The following is a 25,121-nucleotide window of genomic DNA, read 5'->3' as shown; positions in this document are numbered from 1 at the left end:
ATTCTCCTCTTTTTTAGGATAATAGTCTATAATAGCTATTATATCTGATTAGCTAGTGTTTGTCTAAAAATTATCAGCATACACAAAGATATTAATGTATAAAACGACGATACAATTAGTTGTAAAATGACGAAATTTTTTATACAATATTGTAGAATGACTGAGGAGTGAAATGTATCGTGTTGAGAAAAAATGAAGCTATAGTCCCTGTTTTACGTATTAATAATAGGGCTATTAATCAAGGATTTTTAGAAAAAAATCTAGGAATGAAAACCAAGCTAGAAGATGGTCCATTTGCTGATTTTGGAGATAGAACAAGTCCAGAAACGAAGCTCGTTTTGACAGAATCTCCTGGTAATCGCACCCGTGCTGTCGAAGGGCTTAAAAAATTGAATAAAATTGTGATAAAAGTAGACAATGCCTCTGAAATTGAAGCTTTACTGGCGCAAGGGTCACAGTATAGTAAGCTCTACCAAGGAAAAAATGGCTATGGTTTTGAAGCTGTGTCGCCAGAAGGAGACACCTTCCTTTTACACGCAGAAGCATCTGTTGATGACCTAAAAGCAATCCTTCCACCTGTTCCATTTAAGGTGCAGGATGACTTTTCTGGATTGACTGCTTTTACAGTAGAGTCTATTTGGATTAATACCCCACAGGCTAGTATCAGTCAAGACTATTATGAGGCTATCCTACCTCAACAAGCCTTTTTGCGTTTTGTTGGAGCAGAAGGTGAGGATTTATTAACTCCTGCAGAACAAGTTTGGGATTTAGAAGGCTTGCGTTTTCTCGTCGAGCAGGACTTTGATTGGGCGCATTTGGAAAGCCAGTTGGAAGGACCATTCTTTAAAGATAAAAAAGCAAGCTTTATTCAAACGGTTGATCCAAGTGGTATTGAATTGTGGTTCGAAAAATGAGACAAGCGATTTTAGATAAGATTTCAGAGCAGATTGGGCAAGGAGTTTATCCTGGTGCCAGTCTGGCTCTTTTTTCTAAGGGTCAGTGGCAGGAGTATTATCTGGGTACCCAGGATGGTCAGACGCCAGTTGAGGCGGGTTTGACTTATGATTTGGCCTCCGTGTCTAAGGTGGTTGGTGTAGGTACTCTTGCAACTTTTCTGGTCAATAGCGGAGCTTTGGAGCTAGATAGGACCTTGCAGTCTTACTATCCTGCTTTTCAGAATAGTCAAGTGACCATCCGGCAATTATTGACCCACACCAGTGGTATTGATCCCTTCATTCCCAATCGGGATAGACTGGATGCAGACCAGCTCAAAGAGGCGATTTTGAAGATTAAGGTGACGGATAAAAAAGATTTTCTCTATACAGATATCAATTTTCTTCTGCTGGGCTTTTTGCTGGAGGAACTGGGTGGAGCAAGTCTGGACCAGCTGATCAGTCAAGGCGTTCTAGAGCCCTTTGGCATGTCCCAAACCTCTTATGGACCAGTCAGTCAGGCGGTGCCGACGGTGCGTGGCGTCAAAGCAGGTGTGGTGCATGATCCCAAGGCGCGTGTCCTAGGCCTCCACGCGGGAAGTGCAGGTCTCTTTTCGACGGTCAAGGATTTAGAAATCTTCTTGGGACATTATCTGACGGCTGACTTTGCGGCAGATTTGACGCAGGATTACGGTTTTGATGATAAGCGCAAGCGGTCTCTGGCTTGGGATAAGAAGGGGGACTGGTTGTCGCACACAGGCTATACGGGGACCTTTATCATGTATAACCGTCCCTTGCAGAAAGCTGCGATTTTTCTCTCGAATCGTACTTTTGACAAGGATGAGCGGGCCCAGTGGAAGTTGGATAGAAACCAGGTTATGGCCTTGATTCGTCAGGTCTTGGAGGAAGAGGGGCAATGAGATATGTTCTTCTGCTGAGAGGGATCAATGTTGGTGGTCGTAACAAAATCGTCATGGCTGAATTGCGTCAAGCGGTGGCAGATTTGGGCTATGACAAGGTTGAAACCTACATTAATAGCGGTAATCTCTTCTTTGATTCAACCAAGAATAGAGGGGACATTGTTGCTGAATTTCAAACTTTTTTCACAGAAAGATACCCCTTTGTGGAGCAATTTGCTCTACTAGACGCTCAAGATTATCAGGCAGAAATCGATCAGCTTCCAGCTTGGTGGCAAGAAGAATTGGCGAGAAAGGATGTTCTCTTCTTCACCGAAGGATTGGATAAGCAGGCTATGGTGGACTATATTCAGTCCTTGCATCTAGGTGATGAAGTACTACATCTCTCCGAGCATGCTATTTATTGGGGCAAATACACTGAAGGCAGCTATCTACAAACAGCCTATCACAAGCAGTTGGCAAAGTCCCCTTTTTACAAGCAGGTCACCATTCGAAATGGCAATACATTTTCCACTCTATCAAATTATTTGATACCTTAAATAAGAAATGAGATAGTTTCAGATTTGTAATAATTTTGACATAGTTATTAAAAGAAAATCCTGATAAAATAAAAGTATATTTAGGAGGTGTTTATGAAAAAGTATCGTAGCAAATTAAGTGTCCTTGTAGCTAGTATGGCTCTTAGCTTTTCGGTGACAAGTAGTATTGCAGCAGACAGTCATCTTGTTGCTGAAGGTGACTCCATTTATTCCATTGCTGACCAATACGGTGTGGATCCCTATCAGCTTGCAGAAGCCAATGGCATGGATATTCTAGGCGTGATTACTCCTGGCCAGTCATTGACGATTCCCGGCTTGAACAGCCAAGAAGAGGTAGTTGTCGAAGCAAGTGCCAATCAAGCTGAGTATGTAGTCCAGTCTGGGGATTCTCTATATGGTATTGCGGATACCTTTTCATTGGATATCAATAATTTGCTGGAACAAAATCAGTTGACATTAGATGCCAATATTCATCCAGGTCAAATTCTCAAGTTAACAGAAACAATTTGGAATCAGACGGTTGATACGGCTACTGACAGTTACTATTTACCAGGCTATGAGTACGAGCCAGGTATCAACTATCCAGTTGGTCAATGTACATGGGGTGTGCAAAAAGTTGCTTCATGGGTAGGCGACTGGTGGGGTGATGCGGCTACATGGGGAGCTAATGCAGCGCGTGATGGTTTCCGAACAGGGACAACTCCAGAAGTCGGTGCCATTATTTCATGGAATGATGGTGCATTAGGACACGTTGCCTATGTGACAGCTGTCAACGAAGAAGGGCAAATCCAAGTTCTTGAAGCCAACTACCGTGGACAACAGTGGGTGGATAATTTCCGTGGCTGGTTCTATCCAACGGATACAGCTGGAGAGATTACTTATATTTACAATAACTAGGAAATGAATTCCCCCTCTCGAATTGGATTTCGTGAGGGTGTTTTTGGACCAGCTCTTTATCCTTCCGTATTTTCCCATTCCTTCCGCAAATTGTGTGAGGATTTTCTGATACAGGAAAAAGGACCTGCGTTAGCAAGTCCTTTGAGTTTTTTTTTTAGGCTCTACAATTTGATTTTACGCTTTTTAAAGCTTAATGTTCCAGCAATGAATGAGAACAATAATCCTAAAGTAGTTAACTTAACGGAAGTTTTTTCACCTGTAGATGGAAGTGAAGACGACTTTGCAACAGGCGCTTGCTCAAGTTCATTATTAGTAGTTGGCTTAGTGGATGTTGTAATGGATTTGTTGGGTGCTGTTGGAGCTTTTTGAATTGCTATCAATTCTACATAAGATTTGTATTCTTCCGTTACAATTTTATAGTAATAAGTGTTTGAGTTCACATTGGTCACAACCCATTGAGTTAGATTATTAGTGAAGGTTTGCGAATAATCCTGTCTGATATCAATTGCTTGACCACCAGTTGCCTGAATGATGGGTGTGAATTCAGCGACAGCTTCGCCAGTATTGTACTGGTCAAAAACAAAAGTTGTAGCAATTTTCGCTGTTTTAAGGGCAGTTGCTGTTTCTTGTACAGAAGCAGTCTCGTCTATATATGTATTAATATCTTCGTCGGTGAAGACGATGGCAAAACGAGCAGTGTTTGCATCAACTGACCAGTCATAATCTGAAGCAATAAATTTCAAAGGATTTGTAGGGTTTTCGCTTGAACCATGTGATAAATACGGCAAGGTTTTTAAGGTTGCTAAATAACTTGTGGCATCAGTGGTAAAGTAAGAATTGCCAAATTGAAAAGTTTCATACCTAGTTCCATAGGCCACTAGTCCTAATCTTGTTTTGATACTTTCTTGGTTCAAACCACTTACAAAGTTAGTGATATTATCAATCACTCCTTGAATGGTATTAGCCATGGAACCAGATGTATCAATGACAAATACGACATCAGCATTTTGTCCTTGTGTAACCGTAGATGTTGCACCTTTTTCAACTTTTACATTTTCAACACTTGTCACTTTTGTAATGACTTCTCGCTCAGTAATATAGGCTGAAGCGGTTTCATATACTCCTGATGTTTCAATCGTTTCAGTAATTGGTGCTTCTTTACCAATTGGAGCGCTAGAGTCAGACTTGTAGGTGGAGACTACAGTCACTGTGTCTTCTTGTGTTTCAATAATTTTGTTGTTTTCTTCAACAGTATTTGAAACTGGGTTTGTAGTAGTTACGTTTACAGAGATGAGGTCACCAGTTTGTGCAGTTGCTTCTGGAACAACTGGTTGAGAGGTTGTCTCTGCAATTTCAGTGGCCACAACTTCAGTAGCTGTTTGACCGTTAATCAAATTTTCAGAAACCACAGTCACTTCTTCCTCAAAAGAAGTTTCAATGTTTTGAGCAAGGCTGGAAGGCTCAGAAACTGGAGTCTCGATTACAGTAGTTTCTGTAGAAGTAGTCGTATTAGCAGAGACAAGCTCTGCTCCCATAAAGAAAGTAGCAACAGTAACAGATGCCAAACCTACAGATAATTTTCTAAATGAAAATTTCTTTCTATTTTCTTGGTAACTATTCATAATATAATCTCCTTTCAAATAGTTGCATATATTATATCACAAAATACTATAAAAATCTCATAAAATTTACAAATTTTATGATAATTTGAATGTTTTCTTGTTTTAGCAACTAATTTATTAATGGAATAACATGATGATCTAACAAATGATCGTGCTAAAAAAGAAAAATTAGTCATCCAGCCTGTTTTCTCTATTTTGACACATTTGAAAGAGAACATAAAAAGAACACTCATCAAGAGTGTTCTTTTTATTATGCTTGGCCTGAAACTTCTGCAGCGTGGTCGTCCATTGAAAGAACTTCGTGGAAGACACGTTGAGTCAATTCAGTTTTTTGCTCTTTAGTGAGGTATTTAGTGTTTACGCAGTATCCAGAGATACGAACGATAACATCTTCACCTGCCATAATCTTGTCATAAACGTCGTTCAAGTCCATAACGTTCAAGTTGACGTGTTGACCACCTTGTTCGAAGTATCCGTCAAGGATTGTCACCAAGTTGTTCACTTGCTCATCGAATGTTTTACCAAGAGCTTTTGGTGAAACTTGAGTTGTCAATGAGATACCGTCGTTGGCATGTTTGAAGTTGAGTTTAGAAAGAGTATTCAAGTTTTGCAACCAACCACCACGAGATTTAGAAGTTGGGTTAGCACCTGGTGGGAAGAATTCTACTTTAGAAGTGTTGACAGAGCCATCTTCATTGAGGAATACACCACGGTGAACTGGTGAGTTAGCTGTTTGTTTAGAGTAAGCAACGTTTGAAGTGATTGTCAAGATAGACACAGTTGCTTCAGCATTCTTGTACAATTTGTGCTTGTTCAAGCGAGAGAAGAATGCTTCCATGAGCCATTTCGCGATGTCATCTACACGGTCGTCATCCTCACCATAACGTGGGAAGTCGCCAGTTACTTCGTAATCGTAGATGAAGCCATCTTCGTCACGGATTGGTTTCACTTGTGCGTACTTGATAGCAGACAATGAGTCAACAGTATTTGCGAAGCCACAGATACCGAAGCCCATGTTTGCACGAAGGTGAGTTGGCAAGAAGGCCATTTGAACTGCTTCATAGTTGTACTTGTCAGTCATGTAGTGGATAATGTTCATTGCATCTACATAAGTGTCAGTCAACCAGTCAAGGGCTTTTTCAAAGTTGGCAATAACTTGATCGTAGTCAAAGATTTCAGAAGTATTTGGTTCAACACCATCGAACACTTTGTAATCTTTGTGAACATCGTCGTAGCCGTTGTTCCAGCTTGAAAGAAGAGCTTTAAGAACGTTAACACGAGCACCGAAGTACTGAATGTTGTGGCGTTGGTCTTCGCTTTCTGGATCAAGTGGAGATACACAGCAAGAGATACATGACATTTCGCCATAACCATCTTTCGCCATTGTTGTCACACCTTCGTATTGGATAGAAGAGTGTTTGTGGCTCATTGCCATACAGTAGCGACGGAATGAATATGGAAGTTGGTCAGACCAAAGAACTGTCAAGTTTGGCTCTGGAGAGTTACCGATGTTGTCAAGTGTGTTCAAGAAACGGTAGTCCATCTTAGTAACACGGTGACGACCATCGTTACCCATACCTGCCATAGATGTTGTCAAGAATGTTGGGTCACCAGAGTAGATTTCGTCGAAGGCTTTTGTACGAGCGAATTTCACTGTACGAAGTTTCAATACGAAGTCATCAACAAATTCTTGGATTTCAGATTCAGTAAATGTACCACGAGCCAAGTCACGTTCTGCATAGATGTCAAGAACGATCGGCACACGACCAAGAGAAGTTGCAGCACCGTTGATAACACGACATACTGCCATGAAGGCGATGTTTGTCCATTGGATAGCTTCTTTGGTGTTCATCGCAGGTTTGCGAACATCAACACCGTATAAGTCACCTAAGCGTACAACTTGTTGCAATGCTTGGTATTGAAGGTTGATTTCTTCACGAAGACGGATTGATTCTTCATCGATTTCAGTAATCGCATTCCAGTCAGCTACTTTTTCTTCCATCAAGTAGTCTGCACCGTAAAGTGCCAAACGAGCGTACATACCGATGATACGGCCACGTGAATAAGCATCTGGAAGACCAGAAACGTGGTGTGAGTGGCGAGCACGACGGATGTCAGCGGTGTAGGCACGGAAGATACCGTCGTTTACAGTTGTAGCGTGTTTTGTATAGATTTCATGAAGGAGTGGGTCTGGAGTATAGCCGTTTTCGATAAGCGTTGTTTCAGCCATACGAATACCACCACGTGGCATGAAATTGAGTTTGAAGAGCTCATCGTTTTGGATACCGAAGATGAGTTCATTCTCTTTATCGATAAAACCTGCTGGAATATCAGCGATAGAAGTAGCACGATCTACGTCCATTGGGAAGCGAGTGTCTTCGTAGCCAGCTTTTGTTTCTTCGATGATTTTTTTGATATGAAGTGAACGCTCAGTTGGGCCTGCGAGGAAGCTTTCATCTCCATCGTATGGAGTGTAGTTGGCTTGAACGAAGCGTGTTACACTTGCCTTATCTTGCCAATCTGTACCTTTAAAGCCTTCCCAGGCTTGGGCGAAAATGTCTTCAGCAACATTTTTTGTTTTAACTTTTGTTGACATGAGGGTTCTCCTTTAAGATATTGTTACTTTTCACATATTTTAGTATATCATATGTAAGCACTTTCTTCAAGACAAAACACTGAAAAATAAATTTGAATTTTTTCCAAGTAGTGGAATATAAATCCAATAATCCAGTCATCGGTCTCTCGAATTATCATTATATTAAAATATATAACAACCGTCAAATATAATAGATTGATATATTGAAAAAGAAAGCGTTATCATGTAGAATATATGTGTATATTAATAACAAAAGATAAAAGGAGGCAGACGATGAGAGCTTACTCTAAGGAATTATTTTCTAAGAAGAATAGATATTCAATTAGAAAATTGACAGTAGGTGCGGCGTCAGTTATCGTAGGAATTTCTCTATTTTCAGGTGGAACAGTATTGGCAGAGGGAATAGCACTTGCCGATACTCCTGTTGAGACGATAGAAAACAATGATGTTAGCAATACAAATGAAGGAGTTGTGGATCAAGATAGCTCCCAAACAGACGAGGTAGTTGCTACGGATATAGAAGCTGCGCGGACGGAATTGAATTTTGCCCAGTCAGAATCTCAAGAAGTCGCTGCGGAATGGACGCCAACTTCTATACCGGCTGGTACAGTTGAGGTCGTAGAAGAAGAAGGAATTCGTTACAACCGCTTGTCCTCAGTTGAGGGTCAGGACAATTCGACAAATATCGGAACATTTGAAAATCCGGACTTGAAGATGAATGCAGATGGCAGTGCGGAGGTATCATTGTCATTTGTAGAACGCTCTGAACCAGCACAGGCTCGCTTTGGTATCTATCTTAACCATACTGATCAGAATAAGCATGTTTTAGTTGGTTATGATAAAGAGGGTTGGTTCTGGGAGTACAAGTCTCCAAGTGCAAGTACTTGGTACCAAGGTCAACGGGTACCAGCTCCTGAAAGAAATGTTCTCTATGATTTAAGTGTCAATTTAACACCTACTGGTGAGATTTCGGCATCCATTCTTTCGGATTCCATGACCGAGGCACAGGAATTGTTTGCGGCTCAGCAAATTCCCGAAGCAGCTTGGAATGATTTAAAGAATACCTTATCAGCTAAATTAAAAGTTACTAGCCGTAATACTGATCGTACAGTGGTAGATATTGTTGCTAAAAACCAAGAAGGAGTTTCAGAAACAGCTAGCCAGCCAACAACTCCTGCTACAACAGGTACAGGAGAAACGAATACACCTAAGCCAACCGAAATCCAACCAGACTGGACATCTACTTCAGCTATCAAAGGAACAGTTGCCATTAAGGAAGAAGGTGGAGTTCGTTACAATGCACTTTCTTCAACGACACAAAACAATAATGGAGATAGCATTGCCATCTTTGAAAAAGCTGGATTGGAAGGTAGTCCAGAAGGCAATGTCAATCTAAACTTGGAGTTTGTAGAGCGTTCTGAAAACAACCAAGGCCGTTTTGGAGTCTTTGTCAAATACAAAGATGTCAACAACTTCCTCTTTGTTGGATATGATAATTTAGGATGGTTCTGGGAGTACAAGGTTAACGGTACAGGAAACTGGCTACGTGAACGGACAGTCACTACATCTCCTGTAAAAGATAGTAAAAATACTCTATCGATTTCATACAAATCAGATGGGCAGTTGAATGCTACTAACAATGATGTACAGTTGTTTGATACACTAAACTTGGAAACAGCTGTGAAAGAAGCCTTGTCAGCTGAAAAACGAGTTGTTTTGAAATTAGGTACATTTGGTCAGCAATTAACCAAGGTTGATATAAAAGCAGATGACCAAACAGGTGTGACCCCTGCAGATGAAAAAGAAGAAACACCTACAACAGCTTTTGTTGTCAATGATGCGGCAGTTGCCTATGATGAACTCAATTCAGGTGAATTGACTGCCAAGATTGACCGGGCTTTCCCACGTGTTAGAGAATATACTTTCAACGGGAACAAGGTATTTGGACAGGTTCATTCCCTCAATTCACTACGCATCAACAATGTGAAAGTGACGCCAACCGTTACCTATAACAAAGTTGACGACAAGACCGCTCACTATGTTTTGGATGTTGTGGATGAAGCTAACAAAATCAACGCTTCTATCAAAGTTCAAATCAAGGTAGAAGGTAAAGAACTTCACTTTGATGTTTTGGAAGTTAATAACCGCAACCAAGTGACCTATGGAGCAGAGATTGATGATGTTGCCAAGTTGATTCAAACCATTGCTTTTGATGAAAATAATTTGGTTTCAGTCGCTAGCCATCAAACCGATGCAAAATTTGATGGAAGCCGCATGTCGACCCACACCCATCGTACAGGTGATGAGCATATTCAATTGCAAGATGGTGTGAATTACCAACGTCAAGGATACATGTATGGCTTTGTTTCAACAGATCAATTTGCGGCAGCAGTTTGGAGTAATTCACAAAATAGCTATGGTGGTGGTGCAAGTGACTTTACACGCTTGACAACAAATAGCCACCGATATACTGTTGATGGTGAAACTGGTGTTCATCTAGGAATTGCTTCCTCTCCATGGAGATGGGAGGGAGCCCACAACGGTGTCGTTTATCCAGAATATACTCTCGAATTGCCAAGTGCAAAAGTAGTTTTTGCAGCTGATGTAAACAATGATAATAAGGTAGACTGGCAAGATGGGGCTATAGCTTACCGTGACATCATGAACAATCCAAAAGGGCATGAATATGTACCGGAACTGGTAGCTTACCGTATTGCTATGAACTTTGGATCACAGGCTCAAAACCCATTCTTGATGACCTTGGATGGTATTAAGAAAATTGCCCTTCATACAGATGGTTTGGGACAAAGTATCCTCTTGAAAGGTTATGGTAGTGAAGGTCATGACTCTGGACACTTGAATTATGCAGATATTGGTAAACGTATCGGTGGCACAGAAGACTTCAAGACCTTGATTGAAAAATCACAACCATATGGTGCAAAACTAGGTATTCACGTCAATGCATCTGAAACCTATCCAGAATCCCAATACTTCTCTGAAGAGATTCTTCGTCGTCAGGCAAATGGTGACTACGCCTATGGTTGGAACTGGATTGATCAAGGTATCAACATCAGTGGTCATTATGATTTGGCCCACAACCGTTTGAAACGTTGGGAAGATTTGAAGAAAGAACTGGGTGACGGATTAGACTTTATCTATGTCGATGTGTGGGGTAATGGTCAGTCTGGTGGCGAAAATGCTTGGGAAACTCATGTTCTTGCCAAAGAAATCAATATGCAAGGTTGGAGAAATGCCTTTGAATGGGGTTATGCAGGTGAGTATGACTCGACCTTCCAACACTGGGCAGCAGATTTGACCTACGGTGGCTTTACTCTGAAAGGTATCAACTCAAACATCGCTCGCTTTATCCGTAACCACCAAAAAGATTCATGGGTTGGTGACTACCCAGCTTACGGTGGCGCAGCCAACTATCCATTGCTTGGTGGCTACGATATGAAAGATTTCGAAGGATGGCAAGGACGTAGTGACTATAATGGTTACATTACCAACTTGTTTGCCAACAACCTGATGACCAAGTATATCCAACACTTCCAAGTAACCAACTGGAAGAATGGTGACCCTGTTCGTATGACGGACAACGGTGAAACCTATACTTGGACGCCAGAGATGGAAATCACTTTGAAAGACAAGTCTGACAATACCTTGGTCTTGACCCGTAAGTCAAATGATGTTAACAATGCTGGCTACCGTCAACGGACAGTAACCTTGAATGGTCGTACGATTCAAGATGGAGCAGCTTACTTGGTGCCTTGGAACTGGGATGCGAATGGTAATGACCTGACTAGTGACAAACACAAAATGTACTATTTCAACGAAGAAGCAGGTGCCACAACTTGGACCCTTCCTTCAGATTGGACTGGTAATAAGGTTTATCTCTACAAACTTACTGAGCTAGGTAAGACAGATGTTCAAGAATTGGCAGTAACCAATGGTCAAATTACCATTCAAGCAGATGCAAATGTGCCGTATGTCCTCTATAAATCTCCACAGACAAATCCAGAGATGTCCTGGAGTGACGGCATGCATATCTATGACCAAGGCTTTAACTCTGGTAAGCTAGACCATTGGACAATTGATGGTGACACTAGCAAGGCTACTTTGGTCAAATCCCAAGGTGCCAACGATATGCTCCGTATCCAAGGCAATACATCCAAAGTTAGTCTCAGTCAAAAATTGACTGGTCTGAAACCAAATACCAGCTATGCAGCTTATGTAGGGGTAGACAACCGTAGTACTGCAAAAGCTAGCATTACGGTCAATACAGGCAGTTCAGAAGTTACAAACTATACAAATGAGTCTATTGCTCTGAACTATGTAAAAGCCTATGCTCATAATACATTGCAACAAAACGCAACGGTTGATAATACAAGTTACTTCCAAAACATGTATGTCTTCTTCACAACTGGAGACAATGTGGATAATGTACACTTGACCCTATCTCGTGATGCAGATGCGGCAGCAACTTATTTTGATGAAATTCGTGTCTTTGAAAATGATTCAACCATGTTTGCAGGTGGTCACAATACAACTGCTGGTACCTTCAAGCAAAACTTTGAGAGTGTTCCGCAAGGTATTTTCCCATTTGTTATCGGTGGTATTGAACGAGTTGAGGACAACCGTACCCACCTTGCAGAGAAACATGCTCCATATACTCAGCGTGGCTGGAATGGTAAGAAGGTGGACGATGTCATTGAAGGTACTTGGTCACTCAAGACAAATGGTCTGACAGCTCGCAATAGCATTGTTTACCAAACTATTCCACAAAACTTCCGCTTTGAAGCTGGCAAGGCCTATCGTGTAAGCTTTGATTATGAAGCTGGTTCCAATGGAACTTATGCCTTTGCTATCGGTGAAGGACGTTATAACAATGATGCCGGTAGCCTAACGCTGAATCCATTGAACAATTCATGGGAAGATAGTGATAAGGCTAAGAAAGCAAGTTTCTTAGTTACAGGTGCAGAGTCTGGCAATACTTGGGTTGGTATCTTCTCAACTCGCCGTGGTGGTGATACTAAGGGAGATACTGGTGGAAATGCCAACTTCCGAGGCTACAATGACTTTATGCTAGATAATCTGGTGATCGAAGAAGTTACCTTGACTGGTCACTTGTTGACAACAGATTACTATAACTTAAATACCCCAGTCTTGAATGAAAACTATACTCAAGCAAGTTTGGCACCGTACAAAGAAGCTTTGTTAGCAGTGTCTGCAGCTCCTGAGGATATTAGTATCGAAGACGCTCGTACCTTGATTGCTACTGCCAATACAGCCCGTCAAAATCTTCAAGTGAAGAAAACAGCAATCACAAACGAAGATATTGGCTTGGCTCAGGCTAATGCTCAAGAAGGTGAAGAACTAGCTAAAGCTTTTGATGGCAATCCTTCTACTATCTGGCACACACCATGGAATGGCCGTCATATTAATGAGCCAGCGACAGTGAACCTTAGTAGACCAGTTGACATTCAACGCTTTGAATACGTGCCGAGACAATCAGGCCTCAACGGTATCTTGAAAGCATTGACATTGGTGATTACTGATGATCAAAACGTGGAACATACCTTTACTGGTGCGGATTGGCCAGCAACAAGTGCTACTAAGACAATTGATTTCGGTAAGACAATTAAGGCTAAGAAGATTGTGATTACAGGTACTGCCTCATACGGTGATACTGCAGATCAATTTATGTCTGCTGCTGAATTCCGTTTCTTGACACCTGTTCAGGAAGAAGCCATCCTTGATAAGTCAGCATATGAAGCAGCACTTACTGCAGCACGTTCAGCAGGTAAGACAGCTCTTGTCAAAGAAGTAGAAGGCTTTATGGCTTCTGTCGAAGCTGCAAATCTTTTGACAGCAAATATCTTAGATGCTACAGTTGCTCGCTTGAATGCTACCGAAACGCCAGCAAATCCAGGCACAGTTGAACAACCAGTTGATGAGCCAGTCAAACAAGATGAGGACATCGTCACTGCTAAAGGAGAAAGTGCCAAAGCAGATCCTCTTCCGCTAGGGGAATTGCCACCGCTTGTGATTGCAAAAGGTGATAGTGTTAAAGCAGAACCATTACCTGCTTTCGATGGAGGCTTAGTTCCTAACTATGCTCCTACAGTAGCAGCTCTTCCAAGTATTGATCCTGCAAGCTTGGCGAAAGAAGCTGCTAGTCCAAAACCAGCAAAAGCTACTTCAGCTACTTTACCGCAAACAGGTGAAACAACTGAACAAGGCTTGCTCCTAGCAGCTGGTTTAGTAGGTCTAATGGCTATGGCAGCTCGAAGAAGACGATTTGAGTAGTCATTTCAGAAAAAAATAATTAGCTTGTTCTCCAAATGCATTAGAGGTAGGTATCGGACCTGCCTCTTTTGTATTGTTTATCGAAGCTTTTCGCAAACTTATAGCAAAATGGAATTAGAGACAGGACACGTCTAAGTTTATATATTTGAAAATTCTACTATCTAAAAATGCGAAGTAGTGGTGTTCTATCTGCATATGCGTCGCCTAGTCTGATTTTGAATTTCATTGAGTACTAATTGCCTGTCAATGTTCGCTTTATGAAAAAATTTGTTAGATAGGCTATAATATATCTAGTAGGAAGGAGCAGAAAGGAGTGTTCATGTTAATTTTTCCTCTAATCAATGATTTATCTAGAAAAATTATTCATGTAGACATGGATGCTTTTTTTGCTGCCATTGAGGTAAGGGACAATCCTGAATTGAAAGGAAAGCCTGTTATTATTGGAGCGGACCCTAGGTTGTCTGGCGGAAGAGGTGTTGTGTCGACTTGTAATTATGAGGCGCGTGCCTTTGGGATTCACTCGGCTATGTCCTCAAAAGAAGCCTATGAGCGTTGTCCTCAGGCGATTTTCATTTCTGGCAATTATGAAAAATATCAGGAAGTTGGGCGACAGGTTCGAGAAATTTTCCATCGCTATACTGATTTGGTGGAGCCCATGTCTATCGATGAGGCCTATCTAGATGTGACGGAAAATAAGTTAGGCCTTAGCTCAGCAGTTAAAATCGCCAAACTAATCCAATACGACATATGGAATGAGTTGCATCTGACAGCTTCAGCTGGTGTTTCCTATAACAAATTTTTGGCAAAGATTGCTTCGGATATGGAAAAACCACATGGATTGACCTTGATTTTACCAGAAGAGGCTGTGGGGGTATTGGCATCCTTGCCGATTGAAAAATTTCATGGTGTTGGCAAGAAAACTGTAGAACGACTACATGATATGGGGGTCTACACAGGACAGGATCTGTTAGATGTACCAGAGATGGTTTTGATTGATACATTCGGTCGTTTCGGTTTTGACCTCTATCGCAAGGCTAGGGGAATTTCCAATTCACCTGTTAAGGTGGATCGAGTGCGCAAGTCTATTGGTAAGGAAAGAACCTATCGGAAATTACTTTATCGAGATGAGGACGTACTGAAAGAGTTAACCAGTCTTTGTCAACGGGTTGCTGGTAGCTTGGAGCGTAATGAAAAGAAGGGTCGAACAATTGTGTTAAAGGTGCGTTATGGTGATTTTTCTACACTAACCAAACGCCATAGTCTTGATGAATACACCGACCAGTTAGATATCATTGAAAAAGAGGTTCGTCAGTTGATTGAAGAGATTGGACAAGTTGAAAAAGGTATCCGGTTGTTAGGAGTGACAGTCACAAACTTTCAGGCTTGAGTTCTGTTTCAGTCTATGATAGACTGAAAAAAAGGAGAAGAGATGCAAATTTCAAGTAGATTTACCATTGCCAGCCATATCTTGGTTCTCTTGGCTTTGGAAGGAGAAAAAGAAAAACAGACCAGTACTAGCATTGCAGGCAGTGTCGGGGTTAATCCTGTCATTATCCGAAATATTTTGTCCCAACTCAAGGAGGCTGGTCTGGTAGAAGTAGCGCGTGGTGTTGGAGGTGCTCGCTTGGCACAGGGTCCAGACCAGATTACACTTTTGCATGTCTATCAGGCTGTGGAGTTATTTGGAGAAAAAGGCCAATTATTCGCTTTTCATGAGCAACCGAATCCTTCCTGCCAGGTAGGTCGCAATATTCATCCTCTGCTAGATAGTCGTTTGGAAAATGCTCAGTCGGCTTTGGAAAGAGAACTTGCACAGACGACCATTGCTGATTTACTGGCGGAACTATAATTACATTAAATGAAGGAATCATCAGTTTGATGATTTTTTTAATTTTCGAGCTGTAACAATTGACATTACAACCGAAATGATTTATACTTACGTTATAAATAAAGTTATTACAACGAAATAAGTGAGGTATCAATATGAAAATTGCTATTATTGCAGCGAATGGTCAAGCAGGTCAAACTATTGCAAAGGAAGCAGTAGAACGTGGTCATCTGGTGACGGCTATTGTCCGTTCTGAAAACAAGAGCGTAGCCCAAGAAGTAATCCAGAAGGATGCTTTTGCTCTTACCAAAGAAGATTTGGCAGGCTTTGATATAGTAGTCAATGCTTTTGGTGCTTGGACACCAGAAACCTTGCCGGATCACGCTCGTCTTGCTGAGCATCTAGCGACTATCCTTGCTGGTAGTCCAACTCGTCTTTTAGTAGTTGGTGGTGCAGGCAGTCTTTATTTAGACGAGAGCCAGACAGCTATGCTGAAAGATACTCCAAATTTCCCTGCGGACTACCTGCCAATCGCTGAGGCTATGGGTGCTGGTCTAGACCTCTATCGTCAGGCGACAGCGGTCAACTGGACCTATATCAGCCCAGCAGCAGATTTTGATGCGGAAGGACAAAAAGCAGGTGCCTACACTTTGGCTGGCGAGGTTTTCCAAGTCAATGCCCAAGGTGAAAGCTATATTAGTTATGCCGACTATGCTGTGGCTTTGGTTGACATTGCGGAAAAAGGTGGCTACCAGCAGGAACGAATTTCCGTACTTGCATAAAAAATTTAAATGGTCTAAAAGATAGTTCCATCGAGGAATTATCTTTTTATTTTTTACTTGCATATAGTATAATAATATAAACAAAAACTAAAAAGGAGACCGTCATGATTCACTTGATTTGTCCCAATCCAGCCCTAGACCGCACGCTTCTTGTGGAAAAGATTGAAAAGAATATTCCCCTGAGACCGACGGAAGTGAGGGATTATCCTGGTGGAAAAAGTTTCAACGTGGCCTATGCACTTCGAGAAAATGGAGTGACAGACTACACTATCCATACCATTTTAGGTGGGCAGATTGGTCGCTATATTCAGGAGCTTAATGCTGATGGTGGAAATGCCCTGTGCGTGGTTGAAAATAATCAGAACACAAGAACCTGCAATATTTACGTAGAAACCAGCACAGGCGATGTAGTACTATTTTATGAAAAAGGTTTTGAACTAACAGAGGATTTGCTCAACCAATTCACTCAGCAGATTGAAAATAGCCTGCAAGCTGGCGACATCCTAGTCTTTTCAGGCAGTCTGATGAAGGGGATGCCGGATGATTATATTCAGCGGTTTATTGAAAAATACCCAGAGGTTCTGACCATAGTGGACACCAGTGGACCAGCTTTACGTGCGGCTTATCAAGCTAGGCCGGCCCTTATCAAAATCAATAATGAAGAGCTGAAAGATATTTATCCAGAGCTGGATGAAGAAAGTCCTGAAGCTATTTTAGGTATCCTGAAAGAAGTGACTCCTCATGAGAATATCATCATTACCATGGGAGGCAAGGGGAGTCTAGCTAAGATTGGTCAGCGCTTCTTCCGTATCCAATCTCCAAAGAAAGAAACGCGTAATCCGATTGCCGCAGGGGATTTCTACCTGGGCTTGCTAGTCAAGGGAATCAGTCAAGGTCAAGCCCCAGAAATCTTTTTGAAAGAAGCAGCAGCCTTTGCGACTGCCAACTGCCTCAACTATTTCCCAGAAGTTGAAGCAGAGCAGTTTGAAGCGATTGTAGATACAATATTACTAGAGGAACTGTAGCATTGTATCTCTTTACTCATCGTGCTATAATGGCAAGGAGAAACAAGGTGATATGGGGGATAGTAGTGGAACAGTTGACGGTTCTTTACCAAAATTTAAAACGGCGATATGGTGAATTTCACTGGTGGAATGATGAAAATCCCATAAAGGATTTGGTATCTATGATTCTTATTCAGCAAACAACGGAAGCAAATGCCAAGCGTGCTTTAGAACAGTTGGAGGGACGATTGACAATTCATTCGCTTTTAGAGATGCCTGTGGAGGATTTACAAGAATGCATTCGCCCAGCAGGATTCTTCAAACAAAAATCACTCTACATTCGGTCGGTGGTTGAGTGGGCCAATCAGTTCGATGGAGATTTTTCTCGTCTAGATCGTGTTGAGACAGCAGTACTCCGAAAAGAGCTGCTGAGCTTGAAGGGGGTTGGCAATGAAACTGCGGATGTCATTTTGCTCTATTTGTGTCGAAGAAGTGTTTTTGTGGCGGATCAATATGCTCTTCGACTATTTAATCGGTTAGGACTTAGCCAGTCTCAGGATTATTTGAGTTTGAGACAGGAATTTACAGAGCATATAAAAGATTGGTCGGTAAAAGACGCTCAGGAGCTTCATGCACTGATTGATGAACATGGCAAGCAGTTCAGATTAACAAAGGGGCAGCTTGATGAATCATGGTTGATGATATAGTCATACTCTTCGAAAATCAAAATCAGACGTTGTTGACTTGATTTGATGTACCTCAGTTCTATCTGCATCTGCGTCGCCTAGCTTGATTTTGATTTTCATTGAGTATCAATTAGTGTATTTTTTATTACTACGAAGAGCGAGGAAGCCTCATTTCCTTATTTCCGAGTTTAAACACTCCACTGGACAGTTGAAGTAGTCTGCATATCGTTGCCTTGTACTAAAAGCAAACGAAACGATTATAAAAGAGTAAAACCAGCAAATCTACTGACTTGCTGGTTTTTATGCTTTAAAAAATTCTTCAATATCTGCCTGTTCTATGCCAATCATAGGGTCGATGGTTAGCAAGTTGTCCACAGTGAGGATGTATTCTGTGAGTTGGGGCCTTGTTTTTTCTGGCTGGTCTTGATCAAGAAGGGAGAGTTGTTGGTTGTTTTCTTTGACTACTTTAACCTGTTCTTTCCTGTCTGGCTGTGTAGGGGGCTGGGTTTGGACGGTTGCAGCTGTTTTACTTTCGTCTTTTTCAGCTAAAGCTTCCTTGCTATCCTGCTCTGCCATTTCCCCTTGGAAACGTGGGACCAGATAGGTTTTTCGGACGGTTCCGGCGTTTTTGACGGCGTAGTCGAAGGCGGAGATTTCACCCAGGAGGATGAGCTTGCTCTTGGAGCGGGTGATGGCGGTGTAGACTAGATTGCGCTGGAGCATGCGGTGGCTGGTGCGCGTGATGGGAAGGATGACGACCTGAAACTCGCTGCCTTGGGACTTGTGGATGGACATGGCATAGGCCAGGGTAATCTTGTACCATTCATTGCGTGGATAGGTGACCTCGCTACCGTCGAAGTTGATGGTAATCTCGTCCTGCTTGGAGTCGGTGTACTTGGCAGGCAGGAGGTCGGTAATATAGCCCAAGTCGCCATTGAAGACATTGGCTTCGGCGTCGTTGACTAGATGAATGACCCGGTCGCCTTGGCGGAAGGCTTGCTCGTTATGGAGGAATTCTAACTCTCCCTCTTCCAGTGGATTGAGCAGGGCCTGGGTCATGGTGTTGAGTTGGTCAATGCCTGCGGCCCCACGGTACATGGGAGCGAGGATTTGGACTTCGTTTGCAGGAATTCCCGACTTGATGGCTGCGCCGACAATGCGCTCAATCAGAGCTGGAATTTGTTCGTTTTGCGCTTCAAAATAGGAGCGGTCAGCCTTTTTCTCACGGAAATCGCTCGGCAGAGCCCCTTGGCGAATCTGGCTGGCTAGGGTAACAATGGTCGAATCATCGGATTGACGATAGATGCGTTCCAGAGTGATGCTGGGTAGCTTGTCAATTTTCAAGAGGTCAGCAAGGACTTGACCGGGACTGACAGATGGTAATTGCTCCGCATCGCCGACAATCAGAACTTGGGTTTGGGAGGAGATGTTCTGGAAGAGCTGGTTTGCCAACCAAGTGTCGACCATAGAAAACTCATCCACGATGATGAAATCAGCTTCGAGGTAGTCATCTCGGTAGGATTCTTCCTGTCCTTCGACAAGCCCCAGATGTCGGTGGATGGTGGCAGAAGGCAGCCCTGTCAATTCATTCATTCGTCTGGCTGCTCGTCCAGTTGGAGCGGCTAGGAGGACTGGGCATTCTTCTCGATTGCGAGTCAGGTCAATCTTATGCAAGATGGCATAGACCGCGATAATACCGTTGATAACCGTTGTTTTTCCAGTCCCTGGTCCGCCTGTCAGAATGAAAAGCGGATTGGTAATGGCTTGGACGATGGCTTCTTTTTGAATGTCATCGTAGGTCAGGGAAGACATAGTTTCCAGCTCTGCGATGGCAGCCTCAACGTCTGCGCGTGGGAAGGGTTTGAAACCATTTTTTCCCATCAGGCGGGTCAGGTTTTTATGGATACCATGTTCGGCAAAGTAGAGGCTGTTGTCAAAAATCTTTGTGCCTTCTTGCTGTACCTTGTCGTCTGCAATTAGTCCCGTCAATTCTTTGGCAACAGCAGCGGGGTCCAGCTCTGTATGGCGGGATTTTTCCAGCAGTTCAAGGGTTGCTTCCAGCAAGTCTCTGGCCTCCACATAGGTATCGCCTGTTTCCATGGAGCGATGGATGAGGCTAAAGAGCATGCCAGCCCGAAAACGTTGGGGTGAATCACTGGCAATTCCTAGATTTTCCGCAATCCTATCGGCAATGGTAAAGCCGAGCCCCTGGACATCTTCGACCAGTTGATAGGGATTTTCTTCAATAATCTGAAGTGTTTTTTCCTTATACTGGTCTTGGATTTGAAAGGCCAATTTATTGGGAATGCCATACTCGGCTAGTTTTGCCAAGATCAACTCGGTTCCATAATTGAGGTGGAGTTTTTCGACAAATGCCTGCATGTTCTTGCTGGATAGGCCTGTGATTTGGGTTAGTTTTTCAGGTTCAGCTAAAATCTTATCAATGGTATCTTCGCCATAGAGCTCAACGATTTTTTCAGCTGTTTTGCGTCCAATTCCCTTGAAATGCTCGCTGGAGAAGTACTTGACTAGACCAGCGGAGGTAGGCTTGCTGCGTTCGTAACGCGAAATTTGCAGCTGCTGACCATACTTGGGATGGGTGACCAGATTGCCATAGAAACGATAGTCTTCTCCTTCAATGACATCGGCAATCGTTCCGGTCACAATAATTTCGTAGTCATCATAGTCTGCGTCTGTCTCCTCAATTTCAAGGAGAAGGATTTTATAAAAATTACTAGGATTTTCAAAAATAATCCGGTCAATAGTACCGGTAAAATACACTTCGTTCATAGACCTTATTTCCAATAATAATGAAAAAGAAGTTTGGAACGGATTGCTCCAAACTTGTTTGTATTAATCAACAGTCCCAATACGGTTGAGAGGCCACATGCGAAAGACAACTTCTCCTTTGATGTTTTCACGGGAAAATGTTCCTACACTACGACTATCTAGTGAGACAAGGCGGTCATCTCCCATCAGGTAGTATTGTCCTTCTGGGACTGTCACGGTAAAGTCTACGTAACCATTGGCATCTTGTGTGAAAGCTTCAGCAGATTGGGCTACAGCTTGGAATTGTTTGTTGTAAGAATAGACTTCTTGAAGTTTATCTTTCTGGAATGCAGCTAGATATTCATCTAAGTAAGGCTCGTCCACTTTTTGGTCGTTAACATAGAGGACATCGTTTTCGTAGCGAATGGTGTCACCTGGCATACCAATCACACGTTTGACAATCAGTTTTTCATCGCCACTTTCATCGGTTTCGCTAGCCACGACGATGTCAAATCTGTCAATTGAAGTAGTTTTTAACATAATCAATTTTTCTTGGTGTTGAAGCGTTGGGTCCATAGAATGGCCATCGACAGATACAGGGTTCCAGATAAAGTAACGACTGGCAAAAAAAGCGGCCATAAACAGTAAAAAGATGCCCCACTCAGCTAAGAAGGTGACTAATGGCGATCGTTTTGTTTGCTGTTTTCTTCTTCCCATGATAGTAGTTTCCTCATTTCAATAATTTTTGTGCTTTTTGCGTATTGGCAAAGTGGAGTTTGGCTGTTTGAGAGAGACCTGCCATGCCATAGTCTTTTATGATGCTTGCTGCGACTTGGTCGGATTTACTGCCAGCTCCTGAAGGCAGGTTTCTGCCTACCAATTGACCAAGCTGGACAAGATTTTCTAAAAACATAGCTCTAGCAATAATAGAAGATACTGCCACAGCCAGGTACTTGCCCTCAGCCTTTTCTTCCAGAGTGACGGGGTTGGCAAATTGGTTGGCTTCCTTTTTCAAGTATTTTTGATAATTTTGACTGGAAGTGAAGGCATCAATGACAATCTTCTCAGGCTGAATACCCTTTTGCAAGAGTAAGAAAATAGCCTGATTGTGTAGGGCGACCTTGACAGACACCGCATTGTAGCCTTGCTCGATGACTTCGTTGTATTTTTTCGGTGACAATAGCAGAGCTTGGTGGGGGATTTTCTCTTTTAAGAGTGGTGCGATTTGGCAGATTTTTTGGTCTGTCATTTTCTTGGAATCATCCACACCAAGCGACTTGAGAAAGGCATGGTCTTCTGGGCGGACAAAACTAGCAACGACTGCCAAACCTCCAAAATAAGACCCGTTTCCAACCTCATCGGTACCAATCATGGGCAGGTTTTGACCAGGTACAGTCGTCTGTCCAGAGCTTTCTGGCTCATAGCCCCAGAGCCCTGCTTCCTGCTCTGCCATTTCCCCCTGAAAAACGACTTTTCCAGAAGTGTAGATGGACAGGCTGGCACCGGTCAGTTTGAAAAATGCTTCTATGTAAGGGTTTTTGCTGGTCTGCCGATAGCGGTTATAGTGAGCCATCATGGCTTGTTTTTGCTGGGCAGAGGCCTTTAGTACAACGGTATTCATGTTCTTATTGTAACACAAATGCTAGTTAGAGTGTGCAGAAAAGGGTGGAATTTACTATAATGGTAGAAGAAAGTGAGGTACACTATGGAAGTGCAAATGAAGTATAAATGGGCGACTCTGGGAACAGGTGTCATTGCCAATGAATTGGTTCAGGCCTTGCAGGCTATGGGAGGAAATCTTTATTCGGTAGCCAACCGTACCTATGACAAGGGTGTGGAATTTGCGCAAAAATATGGCATCGAGAAAGTTTATCGAGAAATCGATGAAGTGTTTGAGGATCCTGAAGTAGACATTATCTATATTTCTACGCCTCACAATACCCATATCAATTATTTGAGAAAGGCCTTGAAGGCTGGAAAGCATGTCCTCTGTGAAAAGTCTATTACGCTTAATTCAGAAGAATTAGCAGAAGCCACTCAACTGGCAGAAGAAAATCAGGTTATCCTGGCAGAAGCCATGACTATTTTCCACATGCCAATCTATCGTCAGTTGAGCGAAGTGGTTGCCAGTGGTAAGCTTGGAGAGTTGAAGATGATTCAGATGAACTTTGGCAGCTACAAGGAATACGACATGACCAACCGCTTTTTCAATAAGAACTTGGCCGGCGGTGCCCTCTTGGATATTGGTGTCTACGCTCTGTCCTTTGTCCGTTGGTTTATGACAGAAAAGCCAAATCAAGTCCTATCTCAGGTTAAATTAGCTCCGACAGGTGTGGACGAGCAGGTAGGGATTTTGCTCAGCAATGATGCAGGAGAAATGGCGACCATCGCCCTGACCCTCCATGCCAAACAGCCAAAACGGGGTACTATTGCCTACGACAAGGGCTACATCGAACTTTACGACTATCCTCGTGGTCAGACGGCAGTCATTACCTATACTGAAGACGGCAGTCAAGAGGTAATCGAAGCGGGCGAGACAGCCAAGGCGCTTTCTTATGAAGTGGCGGATATGGAAAAAGCTGTCGCAGGCATCGAAAACACCATGCACCTAGCCTACACCCAAGATGTCATGGAGATCATGACCCAACTCCGTAAAGAATGGTGCTTGGTTTATCCTGAAGAAATGTAGGTTTTTGACTAATCCGAAAATAGAAATGAGAGTGAGTTAGTAGCCAATTGTTGGATTACTGCCTTACTCTTATTTTTTACTTATACTCTTCAAAAATCCAGACGTTGTTGACTTGATTTGATAAACTTTAGTTCTATCTGCATCTGCGTCTCCGAGTCTGTTTTTGATTTTCATTGAGTATTATCTAATAATATGACAGTCAGATGACATTTATATTGATTGTGTGACAGAAAAGTCCTAAGATTACATAGTGGAGACAGTTTATTTAAAAGAACGGTTGAAGGCTTGTTTTTCAGATTTAATTTAGGTAAGATAGAACTATCTCAAAAATAAAGAAGGAATAAGATTATGAAACGTAAGAGAACAAATAAACCACAACATATGCGTCGCAAGAGAAAAACACCCATCATGAAAAACAATAAGAAGATGTTATACACATCTTCATTGGCTCTTTCCCTCTTTAGTACAGGGATGATTTCGACAAATGTTTTAGCCATCGAATGGGCTCCACGTACTGTTTCTGAAATTAGCCCAGAAATTGTACAAGAAGAAGGAAAGATGACCTATACTGTTCGGTATGGAGATACCCTATCTGCCATCGCCTCAGCTATGAATGTTGATATGGACTTGTTGGCGAAAATAAATCAAATTGCAGATGTCAACTTGATTTTCCCTGATACGGTACTGACGACGACTGTTGACCAAAACAATCAAGTGACTCAGGTTGAGATTGAAGCACCTGTTCAGGGAAGCACAAATGAGACCGTTCAGGCAACTGTTGACCTAACAACCAATCAAGTAACGGTTGAGGATACGGTTGTTCCCTTGGATCAAATTTCATCAGTTACCGCCTCAGCGCCCGTAGAGGAAGTTGTAGAACAGCCTGTAGCAGAAGCACCTGTGGAGGAAGTTGTAGAACAGCCTGTAGTAGAAGCACCTGTAGAGGAAGTTGTAGAACAGCCTGTAGCAGAAGCACCTGTGGAGGAAGTTGCAGAACAACCTGTGGTTGAGGCACCTGTAGAGGAAGTTGTAGAGCAGCCTGTAGTAGAAGCGCCTGTGGAGGAAGTTGTAGAGCAACCTGTGGTTGAGGCACCTGTAGAGGAAGTTGCAGAGCAACCTGTAGTAGAAGCACCTGTAGAACAGCCTGTAGTTGAAACTCCACAAGCGGCAGCCCAAACCCAAGCAGCGACTAGCTCATTTGATGTAGGCTTGCAACCACAGGTCGCAGCCTTCCGTGCAGAAGTAGCTAACGCCTTCGGTATTACTTCCTTCTCAGGATATCGTGCTGGCGATTCTGGCGACCATGGTAAAGGCTTAGCCATTGACTTCATGGTACCACAAAGTTCAGCACTTGGGGATCAAGTAGCAGAATATGCTATTGCCAATATGGGTGCGAAAAATATTTCCTATATTATCTGGAAACAACGTTTTTATGCTCCATATGCAAGTATTTATGGACCTGCATATACTTGGAACTTGATGCCAGACCGCGGAAGTATTACTGAAAACCATTATGACCACGTACACGTGTCATTTAATCCATAAAATAAT

General features: G+C 42.5%; 17 protein-coding genes. 12 read left to right on the top strand and 5 right to left on the bottom strand.

What is annotated here, in order from left to right:
• Nucleotides 1-179: 179 nt before the first annotated feature.
• The 4 genes from NOL38_RS05225 to NOL38_RS05210 all read left to right on the top strand — a co-directional run bounded on the left by NOL38_RS05225 (nt 180) and on the right by NOL38_RS05210 (nt 3,285).
• A complete protein-coding gene (locus NOL38_RS05225) occupies nt 180-914 on the top strand; it encodes a CppA family protein (RefSeq protein ID WP_425244232.1) in 735 nt (244 codons plus the stop codon).
• Complete coding sequence (locus NOL38_RS05220; RefSeq protein WP_277941579.1) at nt 911-1,852, top strand: serine hydrolase domain-containing protein; 942 nt, start codon at nt 911-913, stop codon at nt 1,850-1,852. Before NOL38_RS05225 ends, NOL38_RS05220 begins: the two co-directional genes overlap by 4 nt.
• Nucleotides 1,849-2,388, top strand: a complete 540-nt coding sequence (locus tag NOL38_RS05215; protein ID WP_277941578.1) for a DUF1697 domain-containing protein — start codon at nt 1,849-1,851, stop codon at nt 2,386-2,388. Before NOL38_RS05220 ends, NOL38_RS05215 begins: the two co-directional genes overlap by 4 nt.
• 93 nt (nt 2,389-2,481) lie before the next feature.
• Entirely contained in the window at nt 2,482-3,285 is an 804-nt protein-coding gene (locus NOL38_RS05210; RefSeq protein WP_277941577.1) for a LysM peptidoglycan-binding domain-containing protein, read from the top strand.
• A gap of 161 nt (nt 3,286-3,446) precedes the next feature.
• Here NOL38_RS05210 and NOL38_RS05205 read toward each other — a convergent pair whose 3' ends face one another.
• Entirely contained in the window at nt 3,447-4,907 is a 1,461-nt protein-coding gene (locus NOL38_RS05205) for a VWA domain-containing protein (protein WP_277941576.1), read from the bottom strand.
• A gap of 250 nt (nt 4,908-5,157) precedes the next feature.
• Nucleotides 5,158-7,503 (bottom strand): formate C-acetyltransferase, encoded by a 2,346-nt coding sequence (gene pflB, locus NOL38_RS05200; protein ID WP_023369171.1) that lies wholly within the window; start codon nt 7,501-7,503, stop codon nt 5,158-5,160.
• A gap of 273 nt (nt 7,504-7,776) precedes the next feature.
• Between pflB and NOL38_RS05195 the strand changes: the two genes are divergently transcribed.
• The 6 genes from NOL38_RS05195 (at nt 7,777) to NOL38_RS05170 (ending at nt 18,133) form a co-directional block, all read left to right on the top strand.
• The gene (locus tag NOL38_RS05195; RefSeq protein ID WP_277941575.1) at nt 7,777-13,812 is read left to right on the top strand and encodes an endo-alpha-N-acetylgalactosaminidase family protein; all 6,036 of its coding nucleotides are present in this window, start codon (nt 7,777-7,779) and stop codon (nt 13,810-13,812) included.
• A gap of 319 nt (nt 13,813-14,131) precedes the next feature.
• The gene (gene dinB / locus NOL38_RS05190) at nt 14,132-15,199 is read left to right on the top strand and encodes a DNA polymerase IV (protein ID WP_277941574.1); all 1,068 of its coding nucleotides are present in this window, start codon (nt 14,132-14,134) and stop codon (nt 15,197-15,199) included.
• A gap of 42 nt (nt 15,200-15,241) precedes the next feature.
• Nucleotides 15,242-15,661, top strand: a complete 420-nt coding sequence (locus NOL38_RS05185; RefSeq protein ID WP_277941573.1) for an Rrf2 family transcriptional regulator — start codon at nt 15,242-15,244, stop codon at nt 15,659-15,661.
• A gap of 134 nt (nt 15,662-15,795) precedes the next feature.
• Nucleotides 15,796-16,422 (top strand): NAD(P)-dependent oxidoreductase, encoded by a 627-nt coding sequence (locus NOL38_RS05180; RefSeq protein WP_277941572.1) that lies wholly within the window; start codon nt 15,796-15,798, stop codon nt 16,420-16,422.
• A gap of 104 nt (nt 16,423-16,526) precedes the next feature.
• Nucleotides 16,527-17,447, top strand: a complete 921-nt coding sequence (locus NOL38_RS05175) for a 1-phosphofructokinase family hexose kinase (protein ID WP_277941571.1) — start codon at nt 16,527-16,529, stop codon at nt 17,445-17,447.
• Nucleotides 17,448-17,494: 47 nt separating this feature from the next.
• Entirely contained in the window at nt 17,495-18,133 is a 639-nt protein-coding gene (locus NOL38_RS05170; RefSeq protein ID WP_277941570.1) for an endonuclease III domain-containing protein, read from the top strand.
• Between the two features lie 279 nt (nt 18,134-18,412).
• Here the strand turns inward: NOL38_RS05170 and recD2 are convergent, their stop codons facing one another.
• The 3 genes from recD2 to rnhC form a co-directional block, all read right to left on the bottom strand.
• The gene (gene recD2 / locus NOL38_RS05165; protein ID WP_277941569.1) at nt 18,413-20,902 is read right to left on the bottom strand and encodes an SF1B family DNA helicase RecD2; all 2,490 of its coding nucleotides are present in this window, start codon (nt 20,900-20,902) and stop codon (nt 18,413-18,415) included.
• A 63-nt stretch (nt 20,903-20,965) separates the two neighbouring features.
• Nucleotides 20,966-21,598: a signal peptidase I gene (lepB, locus tag NOL38_RS05160; protein WP_099876373.1), complete on the bottom strand. Its 633-nt coding sequence runs from the start codon at nt 21,596-21,598 to the stop codon at nt 20,966-20,968.
• Nucleotides 21,599-21,611: 13 nt separating this feature from the next.
• Nucleotides 21,612-22,502 carry a ribonuclease HIII gene (gene rnhC, locus NOL38_RS05155; RefSeq protein WP_277941568.1) on the bottom strand — a complete coding sequence of 297 codons (891 nt, stop codon included), beginning with the start codon at nt 22,500-22,502 and terminating at the stop codon, nt 21,612-21,614.
• Between the two features lie 84 nt (nt 22,503-22,586).
• Between rnhC and NOL38_RS05150 the strand changes: the two genes are divergently transcribed.
• Nucleotides 22,587-23,570: a Gfo/Idh/MocA family protein gene (locus NOL38_RS05150; RefSeq protein ID WP_277941567.1), complete on the top strand. Its 984-nt coding sequence runs from the start codon at nt 22,587-22,589 to the stop codon at nt 23,568-23,570.
• A gap of 408 nt (nt 23,571-23,978) precedes the next feature.
• Nucleotides 23,979-25,115 carry a LysM peptidoglycan-binding domain-containing protein gene (locus NOL38_RS05145; protein ID WP_524534367.1) on the top strand — a complete coding sequence of 379 codons (1,137 nt, stop codon included), beginning with the start codon at nt 23,979-23,981 and terminating at the stop codon, nt 25,113-25,115.
• Nucleotides 25,116-25,121 lie beyond the last annotated feature (6 nt).

This window comes from Streptococcus suis (assembly GCF_029616525.1).
Lineage (GTDB): Bacteria > Bacillota > Bacilli > Lactobacillales > Streptococcaceae > Streptococcus > Streptococcus suis_AF.
The sequence above is the reverse complement of the archived record's forward strand: the minus strand, read 5'-3'. Positions and strand labels throughout refer to the sequence as shown.